Consider the following 18,506-nt stretch of genomic DNA (forward strand, 5'->3'; position numbering starts at 1 on the left):
CGGCCGTACGCCGTCAGCGTGTCGTGAGCGACGACGCGCCGGCGGCGTACGTGTGCTCCAGGAACCGCATCAGGGCGGTGCTGTCGAACTGCACGACGGCGACCCCGTCCGCGCCGTGGAACTCGACCACGGTCTGCACCCGCCCGCACGGCCAGACCGCGATGTCGCCGCGGTGCGCCGGCTCCCGCAGCCCGTCCTCCAGGAGGGCGCGGGGGAAGGACCACTCGATGCCGCCGGGCAGTCCGAAGCGGACGGTGGCGGGGGAGAAGCCGGGGTCGTAGCGGAGGGTCACGGGTACGGCCCGGGAGACCGGGGCGTCGCCGATCAGCCGGCCTCGGGCACGGTCCTCGACGGCGGGCATCGGGGGGCTCCTCACCTCGTAGGGGTCCTCTGGGGGATCCTCGTAGGCTCATCGCGGGGGTGCGATTTGCTCCTTAATTCCGGATTCTTCCCCGCAGGTGACCGACTCACTCCCCGACGTGTCCGGGCTCACATGCCCATCTCATGCCCATCTTGTGATGTGGGCGCTCTTGCAAGTGATTTGCAGGAGCGCTCATCATTCGGGTCGTGCATGTACCTGACGGATTCATCAACGCCCCCGTATCGGTCGTCGCCGGTGTCGTCGCCGCCGGCGCGGTCGCCGTGAGCCTGCGCGGCGCGCGGAAGGAACTCGACGAGCGGGTCGCCCCGCTCGCGGGCCTCGTCGCGGCCTTCGTCTTCGCCGTCCAGATGCTCAACTTCCCGGTCGCCGCGGGCACCAGCGGCCACCTCCTCGGCGGCGCGCTCGCCGCCCTCCTCGTCGGGCCCTGGACAGGCGTCCTGTGCATCGCCGTCGTCCTGCTCATGCAGGGCGTCCTCTTCGCCGACGGCGGCCTCACCGCCCTCGGCGTCAACATCGTCGTCATGGGCGTGGTGACCGTCGTCGTCGCCCACTTCCTCTTCCGCGGCCTGCGGGCGGTGCTGCCCCGCACCCGGGGCGGCGTGACCGCCGCGACCTTCGTCGCCGCGCTCGTCTCCGTACCGGCCTCGGCCGCCGCCTTCACCCTGCTCTACGCGGTCGGCGGCACCACGGACGTGCCGATCGGCAAGGTCCTCACCGCCATGCTCGGCGTCCACGTCCTCATCGGCATCGGCGAGGCCGTCATCACCGCCCTCACCGTCGGCGCCGTCCTCGCCGTCCGCCCCGACCTCGTGCACGGCGCCCGCGGCCTGGCCGCCCCGCTGAAGCTGCGGGTCGGCGGCGAGCTCGTCGACGCGGCCCCGGCCGAGGCCCCGGCCCCGGTTGCGAAGAGCCCGAAGAAGGTGTGGATCGGCGGCGTCGTCACCGCCCTCGTCCTCGCCGGCGTCGTCTCCTTCTACGCCTCCGCCAGCCCCGACGGCCTGGAGAAGGTCGCCGCCGACCAGGGCATCGACGCCAAGGCCGAGGAGTACGAGCACGCCACCGCCGACTCCCCGCTCGCCGACTACGGCGTCAAGGGCGTCGAGTCCGCCCGTCTTTCCGGCGGTCTCGCCGGCGTCATCGGCGTCGGCCTCACCCTGGCCGCCGGCACCGGCGCCTTCTGGGCCGTCCGCCGCCGCCGCGCCGCGAGCGGGACCGGCGCCCAGGTCTGACGATGGGAGCGGGGCACGCGCACAAGCTGTACCGGCGGGGAGACTCGCCGGTGCACGGCCTGCCCCCGCACACCAAGCTCGTCGCCGTCCTCGGCTTCGTCCTGGTCGTCGTCACCACCCCCCGCGAGGCCGTCTGGGCCTTCGCCCTGTACGCGGCCCTGCTCGGCACGGTCGCCGCGCTCGCCCGCGTACCGGCCGGCTTCCTGCTCCGGCGGCTCGCGATCGAGATCCCCTTCGTCGCCTTCGCCCTGCTCATGCCCTTCGTGGTCCCCGGCGCGCAGACGGAGGTCCTGGGCGTCTCCCTCAGCGTCCCCGGCCTGTGGGGCGCCTGGAACATCCTCGCCAAGGGCACCCTCGGCGTCGCCACCTCCGTGCTCCTCGCCGCCACCACCGAACTGCGCGCCCTGATCCTCGGCCTCCAGCGCCTCGGCCTGCCGTCGCTGCTCGTCCAGATCGCCTCGTTCATGATCCGGTACGGCGACGTCATCACCGACGAGATGCGCCGGATGTCCATCGCCCGCCGCTCCCGCGGCTTCGAGGCGCGCGGCGTCCGCCAGTGGGGCGTCCTCGCCAAGTCGGCCGGGGCGCTCTTCATCCGCTCGTACGAGCGCGGCGAACGCGTCCACCTCGCCATGGTCAGCCGCGGCTACACCGGCACCATGCCGGTCCTCGACGAGCGCCCCACCGCCCGCGCCCAGTGGGCGACGGCCCTGGCGCTGCCCCTCGCCGCCCTCCCGATCTGCCTTCTCGCCCTCCTGGGATGACCGCCATGACCGCTTCGCCCTCGCTTCCGCCCTCGCTTCCTGCCTCCCTTGACGTGCGCGGCCTCGCCTACGCCTACCCCGACGGCCACCAGGCGCTCTTCGGCGTGAACCTGACCATCGGGCGCGGCGAGCGGGTCGCCCTCCTCGGCCCCAACGGCGCCGGCAAGACCACCCTCGTCCTGCACCTGAACGGCATCCTCGCGGCCGGCGCGGGCAGCGTCACCGTCGCCGGGCTGCCCGTCGGCAGGAAGCACATGGCGGAGATCCGGCGGAAGGTCGGCATCGTCTTCCAGGACCCCGACGACCAGCTCTTCATGCCGTCCGTCCGCGAGGACGTCGCCTTCGGCCCCGCCGCGGCCGGTCTGCGCGGCGCCGAGCTGGACGCGGTCGTGGAGCGGGCGCTGGCCCGGGTCGGGATGGCCGAGTACGCCGACCGGCCCCCGCACCACCTCTCCTTCGGGCAGCGGCGCCGGGTCGCCGTCGCGACCGTCCTCGCCACCGAGCCGGAGATCCTCGTGCTCGACGAGCCGTCCTCCAACCTGGACCCGGCCTCCCGCCGCGAACTCGCCGACGTGCTGCGCTCGCTGGACGTCACCGTCCTCATGGTCACCCACGACCTGCCGTACGCCCTGGAGCTCTGCCCGCGCGCGCTCGTCCTCAGCGAGGGCGTGATCGCCGCCGACGGCCCGACCCGCGAGATCCTCTCCGACGAGGCGCTCATGACCCGCCACCGGCTCGAACTACCCTTCGGATTCGTTCCGGGTTCCGTCGCCTGAGACCATGGGACCCGTTCGTACGAAAGGGTGAAGGTGGGTCGGGTGGACGTCCAGGGCACGGTGGCGCCGGGCTGGGAGCCGGTGCGGGACGCGTTCCTGCGCAACTTCGAGCAGCGGGGCGAGAAGGGCGCGGCGGTCGCCGTCCACCACGACGGCGCGAAGGTCGTCGACCTGTGGGCGGGCACGAAGGACGCGGACGGTACGGAACCCTGGGAAGAGGGCACCGCCCAGGTGGTCCGCTCGGCCACCAAGGGCGTCGCCGCCGCCGTCCCCCTCCTCCTCCACCAGCGCGGCCGGATCGACCTGGACGCCCCGGTGGCCACGTACTGGCCGGAGTTCAAGGCGGCGGGCAAGGACCGCGTGACGGTACGGCAGCTCCTCGCCCACCAGGCGGGCGTCCCCGTCCTCGACCGCCCCCTCGTCCTCGCCGAGGCCACCGACCTGGAGGCGTCCACCGCGGCCATCGCCGCCCAGGCCCCCGCCTGGGAACCCGGCACCGCCCACGGCTACCACGCCCTCACGTTCAGCTGGCTCCTCTCCGGGCTCGTCCACCGCGTCACGGGCCGCACGATCGGCCGCTGGGTCGCGGACGAGATAGCCGGCCCTCTCGCCCTCGACCTCTGGATCGGCCTCCCGGAGACGGAGGCCCACCGCGTCGGGCGTCTCGCCCCGGTCGAGGCCCCCGAGGACACCGGCGCCCTCCGCCTGCGCCCCAAGCGCGCGGTCACCGCGGCGTGGGAGGACCCGGACTCGCTCACCCGCCGCGCCTTCGAGGTCATCACCCCCAGGCCCGACGAGAACGACCCGGCCTACCGCGCCGCCGAACTCCCCGGCGCGGCGGGCGTCGCCACCGCCCGCGCCCTCTCCCGCTTCTACGCCGCCACCCTCGGCCCCCTCGCCGACGGCACCCCCCGCCTCTTCGCCCCCGCCACCCTCGCCCTGGCCCGCACCGAGGAGACGGCCGGCCCCGACCGCGTCCTCCTCGTCTCCACCCGCTTCGGCCTCGGCCACATGCTCCACGGCCCCGCCTCCCCCCTCCTCGGCCCCACCTCCTTCGGCCACCCCGGCCGCGGCGGCTCCCTGGCCTTCGCCGACCCCGCGTCCACCACCGCCTTCGCCTACGTCACCAACGGCATGCGCAAGACGGTCACCTCGGACCCGCGCGCCCAGGCCCTGGTGAGGGCGGTCAAGTCCCTGCTCTGATAGGCCCCATGAACCGCTTCGAGGGACAGACGGCACTGATCACGGGCGCGGGCAGCGGCATCGGCGCGGCGACGGCCCGACGGCTGGCGGCGGAGGGCGCGTACGTCCTGGTCACGGACATCGACGAGGAGGCGGCGCGCAAGGTCGCGGCGGACCTCCCGCACGCGACCCCCCTCCGCCTGGACATCACCGACCGGGAAGGCATCGACCGCCTGATCGGCGAACTCCCCGCCCTCCACGTCCTGGTCAACAACGCCTTCGTCCCCTTCGTCGACGACCCCGACGAGAACTGGCGCCGCCAGCTCGACGGCACCCTCCTCGGCGCCGTCCACTGCTCCCGGGCCGCGCTCCCGCACCTGACGGCGACCGCCGGCGCGATCGTCACGATCGGCTCGGTCAACGCGGAGGCGGACTTCGGCGACCACGCCTACAGCGCCGCGAAGGCCGCCCTGGGCTCCTTCACCCGCACCCTGGCCGGCGAGGCGGCCCCCCGGGGCGTCCGCGTCAACCAGATCAACCCCGGCACCATCGCCACCCCCTCCTGGTCCGGCCGCGAACCCGCCCTGACCGCCCTGGCCACCCGCGCCTACCCCCTGCGCCGCGTAGGCACCCCCGAGGACATCGCCGCCGCCGTAGCCTTCCTCGCCTCCCCCGACGCCGCCTGGATCACCGGCACCACCCTCCGCGTCGACGGCGGCCTCCTGGCGGTCAACCGCCACTTCCGGGAGATCCTGGGCGACGGCTGATCAGGCCGTGGCCACCAGCCGTCCGACGAACCCCCGGTCCCGCAGCCGTGCGTAGGCGGCCACGACCGGAGGCGGGACGGGGAGCTCGATCATGAAGCCCTGGGCGGGGTAGACCAGGAGTCGCTGTACGGCTCCGACGAGCATGTCCAGGACGAGCCGGGGGTCCCCGATCGAGTCCGCGTACTCGGGCAGGTCCAGCGGTGCCGACGCGCAGACGAACTCCGCCTCGGGCCAGATCCGGCGCGCGGTCGCGTACGCCCGCCGCTCCTCGTACGGCTTGCCGACGAGCAGGACGGAGTCCACCTGCGTGCCCCGCTCCGCGAGGAGCGCGCGGGAGAAGCGGATGTTCTCGCCGGTGTTGCGCGCCCGGGGTTCCACCAGCACCACGTCCCCGGGGACGCCCAGCTCCACGGCCCGCTCCCGGTAGTGCACGGCCTCGCCCCGGGGCATCCGTTCCCGGGTCGTCGGGCTGGTGGCCCCGGTGAAGACGACGAGCGGCACGAGCCCCCGCCGGTACGCGTCCACCATGGCGTCGGCGACGCCGAGGTCATGGCTCCCGAGCCCGACCCCGACGGAGCACGCCCGGGGCTCGTGTCCCATCCGCTGGAAGTCCCAGAGGATCCGGGCGTCCTGCCAGTCCTGTGCGGTGATCACGGCGTGCCCTCCGCTCGCGCGCTGTCGGGTACCTGGAAGTCGTACGTCCAGGCGAAGCGGGTGGCCGCGTGGACCCCGACCGCGAACTCCACGACCGTCCCGTCGGCGGTGTACGCGACGCGGTGCAACTCCACCACCCACTCGCCGGAGGCCAGTTGAAGCCGTGCGGCCTCCTCCGGCGTCGCGGCACGGGCCCGCAGTTCCTCGCGCAGGTGGTCGACCTCGTGGCCCGCGTCGTAGAGCACGCGGAAGCCTCCGCCCCGGCCGGCCGGACCCGGAGACGCATCGGCGAGCCGGGTCCCCTCGACGTGTTCGGGGCGGTAGTAGCTGGTGAGCGTGTGCGTCGGCCGGCCCTCCTCCTTCACCAGGCGGGCGCGGGCGTACACCTCCGAGCCCTCGGCCACGCCGAGCACGGCGGCCACGAGCGGTGGCGCGGGCATCCGTTCCACGGTCTGGGTCTGATCGCCGCGCCGGTACGCGCGACCGGAGGCGATCCGGTCCGCCGCGAACGCGACCTCGTCGCCGTCGCGCCACTTCGCCTTGTCGTACCGCGCGACACCGAGCCGCTTCAGCGGTACGTGCTCCCGCACGACAGTGCCATGGCCCCGCGAGGACGTGACCAGCCCTTCCGCCTCCAGTGCCTTGTAGGCGGCGTGCACGGTGGACTTCGAACCCTCGCCCGCCTCCACGAGCTCCCGAATGTGCGGCAACTGCTGGCCGGCGACCCACTCGCCCCCACGGATCCGCTCCGCCAGCCTGTCTGCCAGTTCCCGCCACTTGGGTGCCACACCAGCTCCTCTCGCTGACCGCAGTCAAACACAGTCCTAGGACTGTTGCCCGTCGGTTCGTGGGTGAGGAGCATCGGAGTGACGGAAGCGCATGTGGTGTCCCCAGGTGACGAGACCGTGGTGCTGCGCTGGCGGTACGTCGCGAGGAGCGTTCCGGTGGCCCGCCGCGAACTGCGCCTCACCCTGGAGCGGTGGAAGTGGGGTGCCGTGGCGGACGTCGCGGCACTGCTGCTGTCCGAGCTGCTGACCAATGCGGTGCGGCACGCGCGGGTCCCCGGAAGGGAGATCGAGACCCGTTTCTCGCGAGTGGGGCGGCTGTTGCGTATCGAGGTGCACGACGCCTCGGAGACGCGACCGCTGATGGGCCTTCCGGAGGAGGGGGTCGAGGGCGGCTGGGGTCTGCCCCTCGTGGACTCCTTGGCGGCCGGCTGGGGCATCGGCGACCGCCGGGGGCCTGGCAAGGTCGTCTGGGTGGAGGTGGCCGTGGGTGGCGACGCGCGCAGCGGCGCCGACGGCTGACTCCGGCTCAGGTCACGCGGAGCATCAGGCCGATGCCCGCGACCATGAGGCCGGCGGCGGCGATTCTCGGGGCGCCGAAGCGTTCCTTGAAGAAGAGGGCGCCGATGGCGGCGCCGACGATGATGGAGGACTCGCGGAGGGCGGCGATGGGGGCGAGGGGGGCCTGGGTCTGGGCCCAGAGGACGAGGGCGTAGGCGGCGACCGAGAGGGCCGCGCCGAGGAGGCCGCGCGCCGCGTGGGGGCGGAGCGCGGGCAGGAGGGTGCGGCGGCGGACCGCGAGGGCGTACGCGGGGATGACCAGGCCCTCCAGGAGCATCAGCCACGCGATGTAGCCGAGCGTGGTGCCGGAGGCGCGGACGCCGATGCCGTCGACGACCGTGTACAGGGCGATCGAGAGGCCGGTGGCGAGCGCGGCGAGGAGCGCCGGCCAGTGCGCGCCCTTGCCGCGGACGCCCCACAGGGCCAGGCCCGTCAGGCCCGCGCACGCCACCGCCACGCCGAGGAGCTGGCGGCTGTCCGGGATCTCGTGGACGAAGACCGCCGCCAGGAGCGTCACGACCAGCGGGGCCGTGCCGCGCGCGATCGGGTACATCTGCCCGAAGTCGCCCAGGGTGAAGGACTTCATCAGGAGCAGGTAGTACGCGACGTGCAGGACCGCCGAGGCGATCAGGTACGGCCACGCCCCGGCGGCCGGGACGGGTACGAAGGGGACGAGCGCCAGGCCGATCAGCGCCCCGCCGCCCGCGATGAGCGTGAAGGAGAGCAGCTGGTCCCGGATGTGGTGGGCCAGGGCGTTCCAGGACGCGTGCGTGACCGCCGCGACCAGCACCACGCACGCGACCAGCGGCGTCACGCCGTACGCTCGCGCACGTCCGCGAGGGTCGCGCCCGCGTGGGCGACGAGCTCCTTCGGCGGCAGGGCGAAGACGGAGTGCGGGGTGCCGGCCGCCGCCCACACCAGCGCGTGGTCGAGGAGGCCCTCGTCGGCCAGGACGCGGGTCCGGGTGAGGTGCCCGAAGGGCGGTACGCCTCCGATCGCGTACCCGGTCGTCTCCCGGACCACGCGCGCGTCCGCCCGCGTGACCTTCCCGGCGCCGAGCGCCTCCCGCACCCGCTCGACGTCGACCCGCGAGGCCCCGTCCATCAGGACCAGGACGGGGACCCCGTCGGCGGCGAAGATCAGCGACTTCACGATCTCGGAGACCTGGCAGCCGATGGCGTCGGCGGCCTGCTGGGCGGTGCGCGTCTCGTCGGGGAAGCGGCGGACCTCGACGTCGAGGCCCAGCGCGGCGAGGGCGGCGGCGAAGCGGGGGTGGGCGGAGGAGGTGGCGTCGGTCGTCATGCCCGCACGGTAGCGGTAGGTGTACGGGACACGCGACGCCGTTTCACCACCCGGTCCGGCCGCCTCGGCCCGCCGTCAGCCGCCTGGGTCCGCCGCGGGTCCGCCGTCAGCCGCCTCGGTCCGCCGTCAGCCCCCCAGCCCGAGTCAGCCCGCCGTCGGTCCTCCTTCAGCCGCCTCGGTCCGCCTTCAGCCCCCTCGATCCACCGTCAGCCGCCTCGGCCCGCCTTCAGCCCCTCGGCCCGCCGTCAGCCGCCTCACTCCGCCTTCAGCCGCCTCAGCCCGCCTTCGGCCCGGCCTCGGCCCGCCTTCGGCCCGCCCTCGGCCCGGCCGTCAGCCCCCTCAGCCCGCCTTCAGCACCTCCGCCACCACCGGGCCCGCCGCGTCGCTGCCGTGGCCGCCGGCCTCGACGACGGCCGCGGCGGCGAGGTCGCCGGAGTAGCCGGTGAACCAGCTGTTGGCGTTCTGGTCGGCGACCTCCGCCGAGCCCGTCTTCGCGCCCTTCGGGCCCGGCACGCCGGTCATCGCCTCCCGCGCGGTGCCGTTCGAGGCGGTGGCGGCGGCGCGCATCATCTTCCGCAGTCCCTCCGCGACCTGGCCCGGCAGCCGCTCGGCCTCGGCGAACTCCCGCCCGTCCATGTCCTTCGGGACGAGGTACGGCTGGAGGAAGCCGCCGTTCTTCACGGTGGCGGAGATGGACGCCATGTTGAGCGCGTTCATGGTGATCTTGCCCTGGCCGATGTACGAGGCGGCGGTCTCGGTGCCGCTCGACTCGGGCACGGACCCGTCGGAGGTCTGCACGCCGACCGACCACAGCTCGCCGATGCCGAACCACTTGCGGGCGGTGTCGCCGAGGGCGGTGTTGTGGACGCCCTTGCCGTTCAGCGGGGTGATCGCCTTGATGAAGGCGGTGTTGCAGGACCTGGCGAACGCGTTGGTCAGGTCGCCGTCGGTGGTGAAGCGGTCGAGGTTCTCGAACTCGGCCCCGTCCCACTTCACACTCGCCGGACACTCCACCGCCGATCCCGGCTCGGCGATCCCGTACCGCATCATCATCGCCGCCGTCACGATCTTCATCGTGGAGCCGGGGGCCTGCTCGCCCTGGAAGGCGGTGTTGAAGCCCGAGGCGGGGTTGTTGGCGACCGCCCGTATCGCGCCCGTCGACGGCTCGACGGCGGCGACGGCCGCCGTCGGGAACCGCTTCACCGCCTTCTCGGCCGCCGCCTGCACGCCCGCGTCGATCGTCGTCCGCAGCTCGCCGGGCTTGCCGGCGGAGAGCACGAGGAGCGTGCTGCTCGGCACCCCCTCCGCGTTCTCGATCCAGGTCTCGATCCCCGCCTTGCCGCCCGCCTTCCCGCCGTACCGCTGCCGCAGCGCGTCGAGGACGGGCACGAGCGACGGGTACTTCGCGGGCGACAGCTCGACGCCCTCGTGGTCGAGCGCCTTCACCGCGGGTGTCTTCGCCGTGCCGGTCCGCAGCGTGGCGCCGACGGTGAGCTTCGGGTGCAGCACGGCCGGCGTCCACCGCACCAGCGGCCGCCCGGTGGACTCGCCCCGGACGACGCTGAGCTTCGAGGTGTACGTCCAGGGCTTCGACACCCCGTCGTACGTCACCGTCGCCGCGACCGTGAACGGCACCGTCGCGCCGGTGGGCGTACCCGGAGTGATCACGGCCTCCGAGACGCCGACCCCCTCCCGGTACGAGGCGACGGCCGGGCCCGCCGTCACCGGATCGTTCGTCAGCTGGCCGGCCCGGTCGGCCTCACCCGCGGCCCAGGCGGCGAGGAACTCCCGCGCGGTGGCGGTGACCTCCTCGGCCGTCACGGGCCCGGTCCTGGGCGCCGACTGCGGCCCGACGTCGTTCGCCGTCCCTCCGGTGACCCCGTTCCAGAGGTTGTAGCCCCCGTACCCGACCCCGCCGGCGACGACGAGGAACACTCCCCCGACGATTCCCACCTTGGCTCCACTGCGCATGACTTGGGTTCCCCTCCCCGTGTGGACCATCGAGTCAAGCAGCCGCCACTGACAACTGTCGAGCAAGGCCAGGTCACACCTGTCACATCGATCGCCTCTCAGCCATCGCAAACGGAATTCTCCCTTGCGAAGGATCTGTGAAGGCTCCCGAACCCCCGTCCCAGCCGTAGCGCCGCTCGTGTCCCTCAATAGGATGCCGTCGGGCGTTGCTACCGCATCGACGGGTCGAAGGGGAGGAGTCACCATGGCATGGGACGAATGGAACCAGCTCAAAGCGGACGCTGCCGGAGCGTCCTCGACCCGGATGCAGCTGAACCGGGTGCCGGACGAGCCGGACGGCAAGTCGCTGTCCTCGAACAGCCAGGGCGACCTCAAGGTCGTCAACGAGCACCTCGCCAAGATCGGCGACCACGCCTTCGGGCTCTACAACCGCCTGTGGCGCGAGGGCCGGGTCGCCGAGACCACCAGCGACTCCGCCGCCTCCGACCTGTCCGGCCAGGGCTTCGAGCTCGGCGGCGCGCTGAGCCACGTCTCCGTCAAGTGGGCGTCCGCGCTGGCGGACCTCATGGACGCCTGCGCGCACATCTCGAACCACATGGACTACACGAAGAACGCCCACGCGGGCGACGAGATCTTCATCCAGCGGCGCATGAGCGGCATCGCCACCCTCGACTCGGGCTTCGACGAGCGGGCGTCCGAGCCCGGCAAGCCCAACGAGGTCTACGGCGAGAAGGACGACAAGGGCGACAAGGGCGACAAGAAGGACGGCGAGTGATGGACTTCGACACCCTGCTGCACGCCAAGTTCGGCACGCTCGACGCGGCGCTGACCGACTGGAACACCCTGGTCACCAACCTGGAGAAGCTGGAGAAGGACGCGAGCGAGGGCCTCAAGGGGGCCGCCGCCAAGGCCGACTGGCAGGGCGTGAACTCGCAGGTCGGCCGGAAGTTCATCGACAAGACCGCGGGTGAGTTCGGCGACGCGCACACCCAGGCCACGTCCATCCGCAACATCCTCCGCGACACCCTCGGCGAGCTGAAGAAGTTCAAGGGCGACCTGGAGCAGGCCATCGAGTCGGCCAGGACGCAGAAGGTGTCCGTCGTCCCCTCGGGGAAGAACTTCATGGCCAAGGCCATGGACGGCGATGCCGGCAAGGACGTCCAGCAGAGCACCGTCGACGGCGTGCGCGACCGGATCGACGGGATCATCAAGAGCGCCGCCGAGAGCGACAGCTCCGCCGCCAAGGTGCTGCGCGCCCTCGTCGACCAGGCCGAGAAGGGCTTCGGCGACGCGAAGTACGGCGACCGGGACCAGGCGGCCGACGCCATGAAGACGGCGGAGGACCTGGCGGCGCTGGCGAAGAAGGACCCCAGCAAGCTGTCGGAGGCCGAGTTCGACCGGCTGCTCGCGGGCCTGACCAAGTACCACGGCGACGACCTCTTCTCCTCCACCTTCGCCCAGCGCCTCGGCGCCCAGGGCACCCTCGACTTCTGGGCCGGCCTCAACGACGCGAACAGCCGGGACCAGCCCGCCGACGGCAAGCGCCTCGACCAGTACAAGGACCTCCAGAAGCACCTCGGTCTGACGCTCGCCAACGCGACGCAGAGCGGGAGCACGGACATGTCCCGGTGGAAGTTCGACATGCTCCAGGCCGTCGAGAAGCCGATCGGCCCCGGCACCGGCATCTCCGGCTACGTCGTGATGAGCAACCTCATGCGCTGGGGCGACTACGACGACGACTTCCTGACCAGCTACGGCGGCAACATGCTCGCCAAGGAGCAGGAGGGCGTACGCGACGGCCGCCGCCCCGAGCAGATCTGGGGCTACCACGGCGGCGGCCTCTGGCCCCACCTGAACGCCACCGGCACGGACTTCGGCTTCGACCCGATGACCGGCTACATGAAGGCCCTCTCCAACAGCCCCGACGCGGCAACCGAGTTCTTCAGCTCGGAGTTCATCGGCAAGGACGCCGAGAACAACCCCTTCAAGCGGGACCCCGACGGCGACGGCGACGCGAAGGAGGCACCGGTCGGCCTCTCCAACTTCCAGTACCTCTTCGAGGAGCGGGAGTGGATGCAGGACCAGGACTCGGAGGGCGAGGACAGCATCTCCGGCAAGAACTACCTCGCCGCGGCCCTGGAGGCCGCCACCACCGGCCACCCGGCCGGCGAACTCCCCACCCCGGCGACCGCCGCCCACACCGAGGAACAGGCCAAGCTCTACGGCGACATCGTCAAGTCCGTCTCCCAGGTCCCCTCCCGCCTCACCGACAACGGCTTCATGTCGGACAGCCTGGGCCAGATCTCGGCGGAGTACATGGCGGACATCCACCGGGGTCTGAGCCCGGTCAACGAGAACAAGGACTTGCTCTACCCCGTGCAGGGTGCGGCGGCGAAGCTCGGCGAGCAGGACCTCACCCGCTTCATGTACGCGGTCGGGCAGAACCCCGAGGGGTACGCGGCGCTGACTGTGGGACAGCACGCCTACACGGCATCGGCGATGGAGTACCACTTCGCCCACCCCGAGGCGTTCGTGAAGGACGCCCGTTACTCGTCCACGCAGAACATGGAAGTCGCCATCATGGACATCGCCCGCAACGCGGGCGAGATCCAGGGAACCCTGGGCGCGGGCCGCGCGTACGCCGCCGAGCTGGACGCGGGCAACAAGGACGCCGAGTTCAACGACGCCATCACGAAGGCGGGCGAGCTCGGCGAGTCCCTCGTCGGCATCGGCGTCGGCGCCGCCACGGCCTCGGCCGTCGGCCCGGGCGCGGTCGTCGCCGGCGGCGCCGCGGAGACCGTGGCGGGCGAGATCATCGGCAGCCTCACCGAGGGGCTGATGCGTGACAGCTCGGACGAAGTCATCTACCGCAACGGCGAGGAGATCGAAGCCACCCGCGACTCCACCTTCCGCCTGGTGGAGAAGGCCGCGCAGGAGGCCGGAGACAAGACCGGGTCCCCCTCCCCACACATCGTGGCGCTGGTCGGCCGGGAGACCGAGATCGGGTTCGGCGACGCACAGGACAGGATCAAGGACTTCGTCGATGGCGTGGGCGTGCCGAAGGCCCTGGAGAAGGACAAGTGACCATGAAGTCGACGAAGAAGCGCGGCATCGTCGCGCTCGTCCTCCTCGTACTAGTCGCGGCCTGGGCGGGCATCAGCTACGCCACCAACACGCCGCCTTTCAAGAAGCCGAAGGGGACGATCGAGGCGGGCGAACTCTGCCCGTCGTTCGGGGACTCGCAGGAAGCCGCCGACATCCTGAACCGGCTGCTGCCCTACGCCACCTCCTACCGGATCCCCCTGGAGGGGGGCACTCCCCGCAGCCCGCGCCCCACGGACCTGCGCCACACGTCGAGCTGCACTATCAGTGGCGACGGCCGCCGGCTGCTCCTGGCGCGCACGGAAATGGCGGGGTGGAGCAGTGAGGAAAGCTGGCGGGAAGAGGTGCTCGGCAACACGAACGGCCGGCGGCCGGAGTCCTTCGACGCCGGGCGCTGGGCCTTCACCACGACCCCGGAGATCCTGCGGGTCGGGGCCGTCTTCTCCGCGTGTCTGCCGTACGGGGACTCCGGCCTGAGCACTTATGTCGAGCTCCGCGGCCCCGCCCCCGCCGACCGCATCGACGACCTCCGCCGCCTCGCCGCCATCGCCGCTGAAGAAGCCCACAAGGCGGCGAGCTGCACCCTCCCCGCGAACGCCCCGGCCGGCGGGTAGCGGCGTGGCGATCACACGGAAGCGCGCGGGGATCACGGCGGCCGTCCTGGCCGTCATGGTCGCCGCCTGGGCGGGCATCAGCTACGCCACCAACACCCCACCCTTCAAGAAGCCGAGGGGGACGGTCGAGGCGACCGAACTCTGCCCGTCGCTCGGGAACGCGCAGGAGGCGGCGGACATCCTGAACAGGCTCCTTCCCTACGCGGTCGCCTACCGCGTTCCCTACGAGAGCTCCCGGCGACGCGGCTCCAGCGAGACCGATCTCCTGCACTACTCGCTGTGTTTCGTGAACGGCGACGGCGATCGGCTGCTCACCGTGAAATCGGAACTCGAATCGGGCGAGTCCCGGGAGGTGTGGCAGGAGCGGGTCCTGGCCAACACCGTCGATGGCGAGGCGCAGTCCTTCCAGGGCGGCCGTTGGGCGTTCACGAGCGTCAACCGAAGGGTGGCGGCCGTGTACTCCGCGTGCCTGCCCTCCTCGGACTCGGGCCTGACCACCTACGTCAAACTGACCCGTCCCGCCCCCGCCGACCGCCTCGACGACCTCCGCCGTCTCGCCGAGATCGCCGCCGAGCAGGCCCACGAGGCGGCCCGGTGCACGATCCCGGCGGACACTCCCCGGACGTAGGTAGAGGGCGCGACCACCGGTCGCGCCCTCTACCTACGTCCGCCCTGCTAGACCCACGTGTCCAGCCACATCCTCGCCCGCCATTGGTCTATCAGGATCGGCGTCGCCGTGTAGATCGGCCAGAAGTAGATGAAGCCTCGCGAATCCCGGCCCGCACGGCCCTGACCAGTGACTTCTTCGGCGTCTGGGGCCGCCATGCCGAGGCTGGGCCGTCCCTGGGCCGTGACGGTCGCAAACAGGGCGACCTCGGCGACCTTCGGGGCGGCTCACGGGGTACTTCCGGGGAGGCTCCCGGACCGTCGGGAGTTCGTCTGCCGGGGCGGGGATCAGGCGCGTTGGAAGCCGTCGACGGCCAGGGAGATGGTGAGGGCCAGGAAGGCGAGACCGACGGCGGTGATGACCAGGAAGACGAGCGTGCCCGCCGCCTTGGCAATCCACGATTTCGCATGGACCGGGTCGGCGGGGTTCCTCGGGTGGTAGGCGACCTTGATGGTCGGCGCGCTGCCGGAGATGTACGCGCCGCGGACCACGCCGTGCAGGTCGGTGTAGGCGTAGTCCTTGGGGCCTCGGCGCACCGCCTCGACAGTGATGCCGTACCGGGGGTAGGTCCACTCGCGGTACTGCATGGACAGGGCCGCGCCCCCGAACGCGACGATGCTCACGGCGATGGGGGTGAACACCAGGAACGCGAGCGCGCGGCTCGCCGACTCCACGATGCCCAGGGGTACGGCCACCCCGACCGCCACCAGGCCGGTGACCCACGCCGTGAGCCTGAACGCGCGCGTGTACCAGTCGTCATCGGACCCCGCCGGCGCGCTGTCGGTGACGAGAGCCGTGCCGTCGGCCGCCCGCTCCTCCGGCAGGAGCGCGGTGACGGCGTCGGCGAACGCGGTGGCCGCCACCTCACTCACGCCCCGGACCTCGTACGTGACCGGGTTCCTCCCGACCGGGGCGGTCAACTCCACGGCAAGGGCCCGGCCCTCGGCGTCGACTCGGCGGACGGCCTGGAGCGGGATCCGCTTCTCCTTGCGCCGCCGGCTCAGGACGAGCACGTCGTCCTGAGCCTGGAGGGTGATACCAGCGCGGCCTCGGAGGACGGGTATCGGTGAGGTGGTGGTGGACATGAGCGTTGATAGTAGGGCGGGGACGTCTTTCAGGCGTGGGGTTACCTGTACAGAGCCTCCACAGCCTTCCGAGTTCGCCCCTCACTGCTCGGCATGAGGTGGGTGTACGTCCGGAGCGTGAACCCGGGGTCGGCGTGGCCGAGGTACTGGCTCAGGGCCCGGATGTTCTCGCCGGCGTCCAGGAGCACGGACGCGTAGAAGTGCCTCAGGGCGTGCATGCCGTGCTCCGGGGCGGACGCGTACCGCTCGCCATCCTGCGGCTCCGGGATGATGCCCGCGGCAGCGAGGGCGGGCTTCCACATGAAGTCGTTGAAGTAGCTCACGCGGACGTGGTCGCCTCCCGACCCGGAGAAGATGAGCGTCTTGGTCACGGGCGGACCGTCCGGGGTGCGCCAGGGGAGCGTGATGGTGACCGGCGGGCGCCTCTCCGAGTGTGCCTTGATGGCAGCGACCACGGACGGAGGCAGGGGAACGTCGCGAACCTTGCCACCCTTCGGGGGTACGAAAGCGAACTTCCCTCGGATGCGCTTGAGTTGGTGGCTCACGGAGAGCCATCCGCCCTCGTGGTCCACCTCCTCCTCGAAGAGCCCGAACACTTCACCTTGGCGCAGCCCGCACCCGCCGGCCACGTCGACCGAGAAGAGAGGCTTTCAGGGAATGGCGGACTCTTCCGGGGCATCCGCGCGAGCCGCAGTCGCCCGCCCGCCGCTCGTGTGCTTTGGGCGGGCGCCTGGAAGTCGTCCGCCGACGGTCACCAACAGCCACCGGCGACAACCAAGAGGGCGCGACCACCGGTCGCGCCCTCTACTCACATTCACGCAGCTAGACCCACGTGTCCAGCCACATCCTCGCCCGCCATTGGTCTATCGGGATCGGTGTCGCCGTGTAGATCGGCCAGAAGTAGATGAAGTTCCAGACGATCAGGAGGACCAGGCAGCCGGCGGCTACCGCGCCGAAGGTGCGGCGTTTTTCGGTGGAGCCCTTGGGGCCGATGATCGCGCCGATCATCATGGCTACGGCGAGGCACAGGTAGGGGATGAAGACGACGGCGTAGAAGAGGAAGATCGTGCGTTCCTGGTAGAGGAACCAGGGGACCCAGCCCGCGGCGACCGCGCAGGCGATCGCGCCGGCGCGCCAGTCTCGGCGGAAGGCCCAGCGCCAGAGGACGTACACGAGGGCGAAGCAGGCGGCCCACCAGAGGAGGGGCGTGCCGAGGGCCAGGATCTCCTGGGCGCACTTCTCCTTCGCGGAGGCGGGGCAGCCGGCGGTGCCGGGGGCGGGGGACTCGTAGAAGTAGGAGACCGGGCGGCCGAGGACGATCCAGGACCAGGGGTTCGACTCGTAGGTGTGGGGCGAGGTGAGGCCCACGTGGAAGCTGTAGACCTCGGTCTCGTAGTGCCACAGGCTCCGCAGCCAGTCCGGCAGCCAGGACCAGGTGCCTCCGCCGTTCGGGAGCTTGTCCTGCTTCTCGGCCCAGTCGCGGAAGTAGCCCTTGTCGGTGACGAGCCAGCCCGTCCAGGTCGCCAGGTACGTCACCAGCGCCACCGGCACCACCGACACGAACGCCGGCACCACGTCCTTCTTGACGACCGCGAGGTACGGGCGGACCGCGCCGGCCGTGCGGCGGGCGCCGACGTCCCACAGGACCGTCATCAGGCCGAAGCCGACCATCACGTAGAGGCCGTTCCACTTGGTGGCCGCGGCGAGGCCCAGCATCACGCCGGCCGCGATCCGCCACGGGCGCCAGCCCAGGCGCAGGGTCTCGGCGATCTCCGCGTCGGGGCGGAGCACCCCCTCCTCGTCCTCGGGGAGCGCGGCGGCGAGCCGTTTCCGCGACCGGTCCCGGTCGAGGATCAGGCAGCCGAAGGCGGCCAGCACGAAGAACATCAGGACCTGGTCGAGGAGCGCGGTGCGGCTCATCACGAAGTGCAGGCCGTCGACGGCGAGCAGCAGGCCGGCGAGGCAGCCGAGGAAGGTGGAGCGGAAGAGGCGGCGGCCGATCCGGCACAGCATCAGGACGGACAGCGTCCCGAGCAGCGCGACCATGAACCGCCAGCCGAACGGCTCGAAGCCGAAGATCTTCTCGCCGAGGCCGATGACCCACTTGCCCATCGGCGGGTGGACGACGTAGCCGGGATCGGTCGGGACGAGGACCGAGCCGGGGTCGGTCAGGATCGTCTTGTCGATGTCCTTGGGCCAGGCCCCCTCGTACCCCTGGTTGATCAGGGCCCACGAGTCCTTGGCGTAGTACGTCTCGTCGAATATCACCGCGTGCGGCTTGCCCAGGTTCCAGAACCGGAGCACGCCCGCGACGGCCGCGACCAGCAGCGGGCCGCCCCACGCGGAGAGCCGCCACAGCCGGTCGGCCGCCGCCGGGCCGAGCCCGAGCAGGGACGTGACCCGCGGCGAGGGCCGGGTGTACGGCGGGTCGAGCCGGTCCCTCGTGCCGATGGAGAGCGTGCCGGCGGCCGGCGGGCGGTAGCCGAAGCGCCGCAGCCGGAGCTGCCACGAAGAGGGCTCGGCCACGGGTGTCGCCATGGTGTGCTGGCCCTCCAGGGCCTCGGGTGCGGTACGGGTCACCGCGCCATCGTAGGGACTGCGTCTGTGCGCGTCGCCTGTCCGGGGGCACGGGGCGTGCCTCCACGCCCGGTGAGGGCTGGGAGGA

Annotated in this window: 18 protein-coding genes and 1 pseudogene; 10 read left to right on the top strand and 9 right to left on the bottom strand. The window is 72.0% G+C overall.

The window, feature by feature from the left end; genetic code table 11:
* Positions 1 to 13: 13 nt before the first annotated feature.
* The gene (locus ACFXMG_RS27250; RefSeq protein WP_383830119.1) at positions 14 to 361 is read right to left on the bottom strand and encodes an SsgA family sporulation/cell division regulator; all 348 of its coding nucleotides are present in this window, start codon (positions 359 to 361) and stop codon (positions 14 to 16) included.
* A 206-nt stretch (positions 362 to 567) separates the two neighbouring features.
* On the opposite strand from ACFXMG_RS27250, the gene ACFXMG_RS27255 reads away from it, so the two are divergent.
* From ACFXMG_RS27255 to ACFXMG_RS27275, 5 genes are read left to right on the top strand one after another with little or no spacing between them, the layout of a single operon-like run.
* Positions 568 to 1,611 carry an energy-coupling factor ABC transporter permease gene (locus ACFXMG_RS27255; RefSeq protein ID WP_383830122.1) on the top strand — a complete coding sequence of 348 codons (1,044 nt, stop codon included), beginning with the start codon at positions 568 to 570 and terminating at the stop codon, positions 1,609 to 1,611.
* 2 nt (positions 1,612 to 1,613) lie between these two features.
* Positions 1,614 to 2,375: a cobalt ECF transporter T component CbiQ gene (cbiQ, locus tag ACFXMG_RS27260; RefSeq protein ID WP_383830124.1), complete on the top strand. Its 762-nt coding sequence runs from the start codon at positions 1,614 to 1,616 to the stop codon at positions 2,373 to 2,375.
* A 5-nt stretch (positions 2,376 to 2,380) separates the two neighbouring features.
* Positions 2,381 to 3,151, top strand: a complete 771-nt coding sequence (locus ACFXMG_RS27265; RefSeq protein ID WP_383830127.1) for an energy-coupling factor ABC transporter ATP-binding protein — start codon at positions 2,381 to 2,383, stop codon at positions 3,149 to 3,151.
* 42 nt (positions 3,152 to 3,193) lie between these two features.
* Positions 3,194 to 4,354, top strand: a complete 1,161-nt coding sequence (locus ACFXMG_RS27270) for a serine hydrolase domain-containing protein (protein ID WP_383830130.1) — start codon at positions 3,194 to 3,196, stop codon at positions 4,352 to 4,354.
* 8 nt (positions 4,355 to 4,362) lie between these two features.
* The gene (locus tag ACFXMG_RS27275; protein WP_383830133.1) at positions 4,363 to 5,100 is read left to right on the top strand and encodes an SDR family NAD(P)-dependent oxidoreductase; all 738 of its coding nucleotides are present in this window, start codon (positions 4,363 to 4,365) and stop codon (positions 5,098 to 5,100) included.
* On the opposite strand, the gene ACFXMG_RS27280 is transcribed toward ACFXMG_RS27275, so the two are convergent.
* Both ACFXMG_RS27280 and ACFXMG_RS27285 read right to left on the bottom strand, forming a co-directional pair.
* Positions 5,101 to 5,754: a YdcF family protein gene (locus tag ACFXMG_RS27280; RefSeq protein ID WP_383830136.1), complete on the bottom strand. Its 654-nt coding sequence runs from the start codon at positions 5,752 to 5,754 to the stop codon at positions 5,101 to 5,103. It abuts the gene before it with no gap.
* Entirely contained in the window at positions 5,751 to 6,542 is a 792-nt protein-coding gene (locus ACFXMG_RS27285; protein ID WP_383830139.1) for a GntR family transcriptional regulator, read from the bottom strand. Before ACFXMG_RS27285 ends, ACFXMG_RS27280 begins: the two co-directional genes overlap by 4 nt.
* 78 nt (positions 6,543 to 6,620) lie before the next feature.
* On the opposite strand from ACFXMG_RS27285, the gene ACFXMG_RS27290 reads away from it, so the two are divergent.
* A complete protein-coding gene (locus ACFXMG_RS27290) occupies positions 6,621 to 7,061 on the top strand; it encodes an ATP-binding protein (protein ID WP_383830142.1) in 441 nt (146 codons plus the stop codon).
* A 7-nt stretch (positions 7,062 to 7,068) separates the two neighbouring features.
* Here ACFXMG_RS27290 and ACFXMG_RS27295 read toward each other — a convergent pair whose 3' ends face one another.
* The 3 genes from ACFXMG_RS27295 to ACFXMG_RS27305 all read right to left on the bottom strand — a co-directional run bounded on the left by ACFXMG_RS27295 (position 7,069) and on the right by ACFXMG_RS27305 (position 10,373).
* On the bottom strand, positions 7,069 to 7,914 hold the full coding sequence (locus ACFXMG_RS27295) for an EamA family transporter (protein WP_383830145.1): 846 nt from the start codon (positions 7,912 to 7,914) through the stop codon (positions 7,069 to 7,071).
* On the bottom strand, positions 7,911 to 8,402 hold the full coding sequence (locus tag ACFXMG_RS27300; protein WP_383830148.1) for a YbaK/EbsC family protein: 492 nt from the start codon (positions 8,400 to 8,402) through the stop codon (positions 7,911 to 7,913). The genes ACFXMG_RS27295 and ACFXMG_RS27300 overlap by 4 nt, the downstream gene beginning before the upstream one ends.
* A 339-nt stretch (positions 8,403 to 8,741) precedes the next feature.
* On the bottom strand, positions 8,742 to 10,373 hold the full coding sequence (locus tag ACFXMG_RS27305; RefSeq protein ID WP_383830151.1) for a penicillin-binding transpeptidase domain-containing protein: 1,632 nt from the start codon (positions 10,371 to 10,373) through the stop codon (positions 8,742 to 8,744).
* A 244-nt stretch (positions 10,374 to 10,617) separates the two neighbouring features.
* On the opposite strand from ACFXMG_RS27305, the gene ACFXMG_RS27310 reads away from it, so the two are divergent.
* From ACFXMG_RS27310 to ACFXMG_RS27325, 4 genes are read left to right on the top strand one after another with little or no spacing between them, the layout of a single operon-like run.
* Positions 10,618 to 11,148, top strand: coding sequence for a hypothetical protein (locus tag ACFXMG_RS27310; RefSeq protein ID WP_383830154.1), 531 nt, complete (start codon positions 10,618 to 10,620; stop codon positions 11,146 to 11,148).
* The gene (locus ACFXMG_RS27315) at positions 11,148 to 13,457 is read left to right on the top strand and encodes a hypothetical protein (protein ID WP_383830157.1); all 2,310 of its coding nucleotides are present in this window, start codon (positions 11,148 to 11,150) and stop codon (positions 13,455 to 13,457) included. Before ACFXMG_RS27310 ends, ACFXMG_RS27315 begins: the two co-directional genes overlap by 1 nt.
* Before the next feature lie 2 nt (positions 13,458 to 13,459).
* A complete protein-coding gene (locus ACFXMG_RS27320; RefSeq protein WP_383830160.1) occupies positions 13,460 to 14,089 on the top strand; it encodes a hypothetical protein in 630 nt (209 codons plus the stop codon).
* 4 nt (positions 14,090 to 14,093) lie between these two features.
* Positions 14,094 to 14,717: a hypothetical protein gene (locus tag ACFXMG_RS27325; RefSeq protein ID WP_383830163.1), complete on the top strand. Its 624-nt coding sequence runs from the start codon at positions 14,094 to 14,096 to the stop codon at positions 14,715 to 14,717.
* A gap of 326 nt (positions 14,718 to 15,043) precedes the next feature.
* On the opposite strand, the gene ACFXMG_RS27330 is transcribed toward ACFXMG_RS27325, so the two are convergent.
* The 3 genes and pseudogenes from ACFXMG_RS27330 to ACFXMG_RS27340 all read right to left on the bottom strand — a co-directional run bounded on the left by ACFXMG_RS27330 (position 15,044) and on the right by ACFXMG_RS27340 (position 18,421).
* Positions 15,044 to 15,841, bottom strand: coding sequence for a hypothetical protein (locus ACFXMG_RS27330; RefSeq protein WP_383830009.1), 798 nt, complete (start codon positions 15,839 to 15,841; stop codon positions 15,044 to 15,046).
* A 41-nt stretch (positions 15,842 to 15,882) separates the two neighbouring features.
* Positions 15,883 to 16,479 (bottom strand): annotated as a pseudogene (locus tag ACFXMG_RS27335) (tyrosine-type recombinase/integrase); the annotation flags it as partial.
* Between the two features lie 184 nt (positions 16,480 to 16,663).
* Positions 16,664 to 18,421, bottom strand: coding sequence for a dolichyl-phosphate-mannose--protein mannosyltransferase (locus ACFXMG_RS27340; RefSeq protein WP_383830006.1), 1,758 nt, complete (start codon positions 18,419 to 18,421; stop codon positions 16,664 to 16,666).
* Between the last annotated feature and the right edge of the window lie 85 nt (positions 18,422 to 18,506).

The organism is Streptomyces sp. NPDC059201 (assembly GCF_042754585.1).
Lineage (GTDB): Bacteria > Actinomycetota > Actinomycetes > Streptomycetales > Streptomycetaceae > Streptomyces.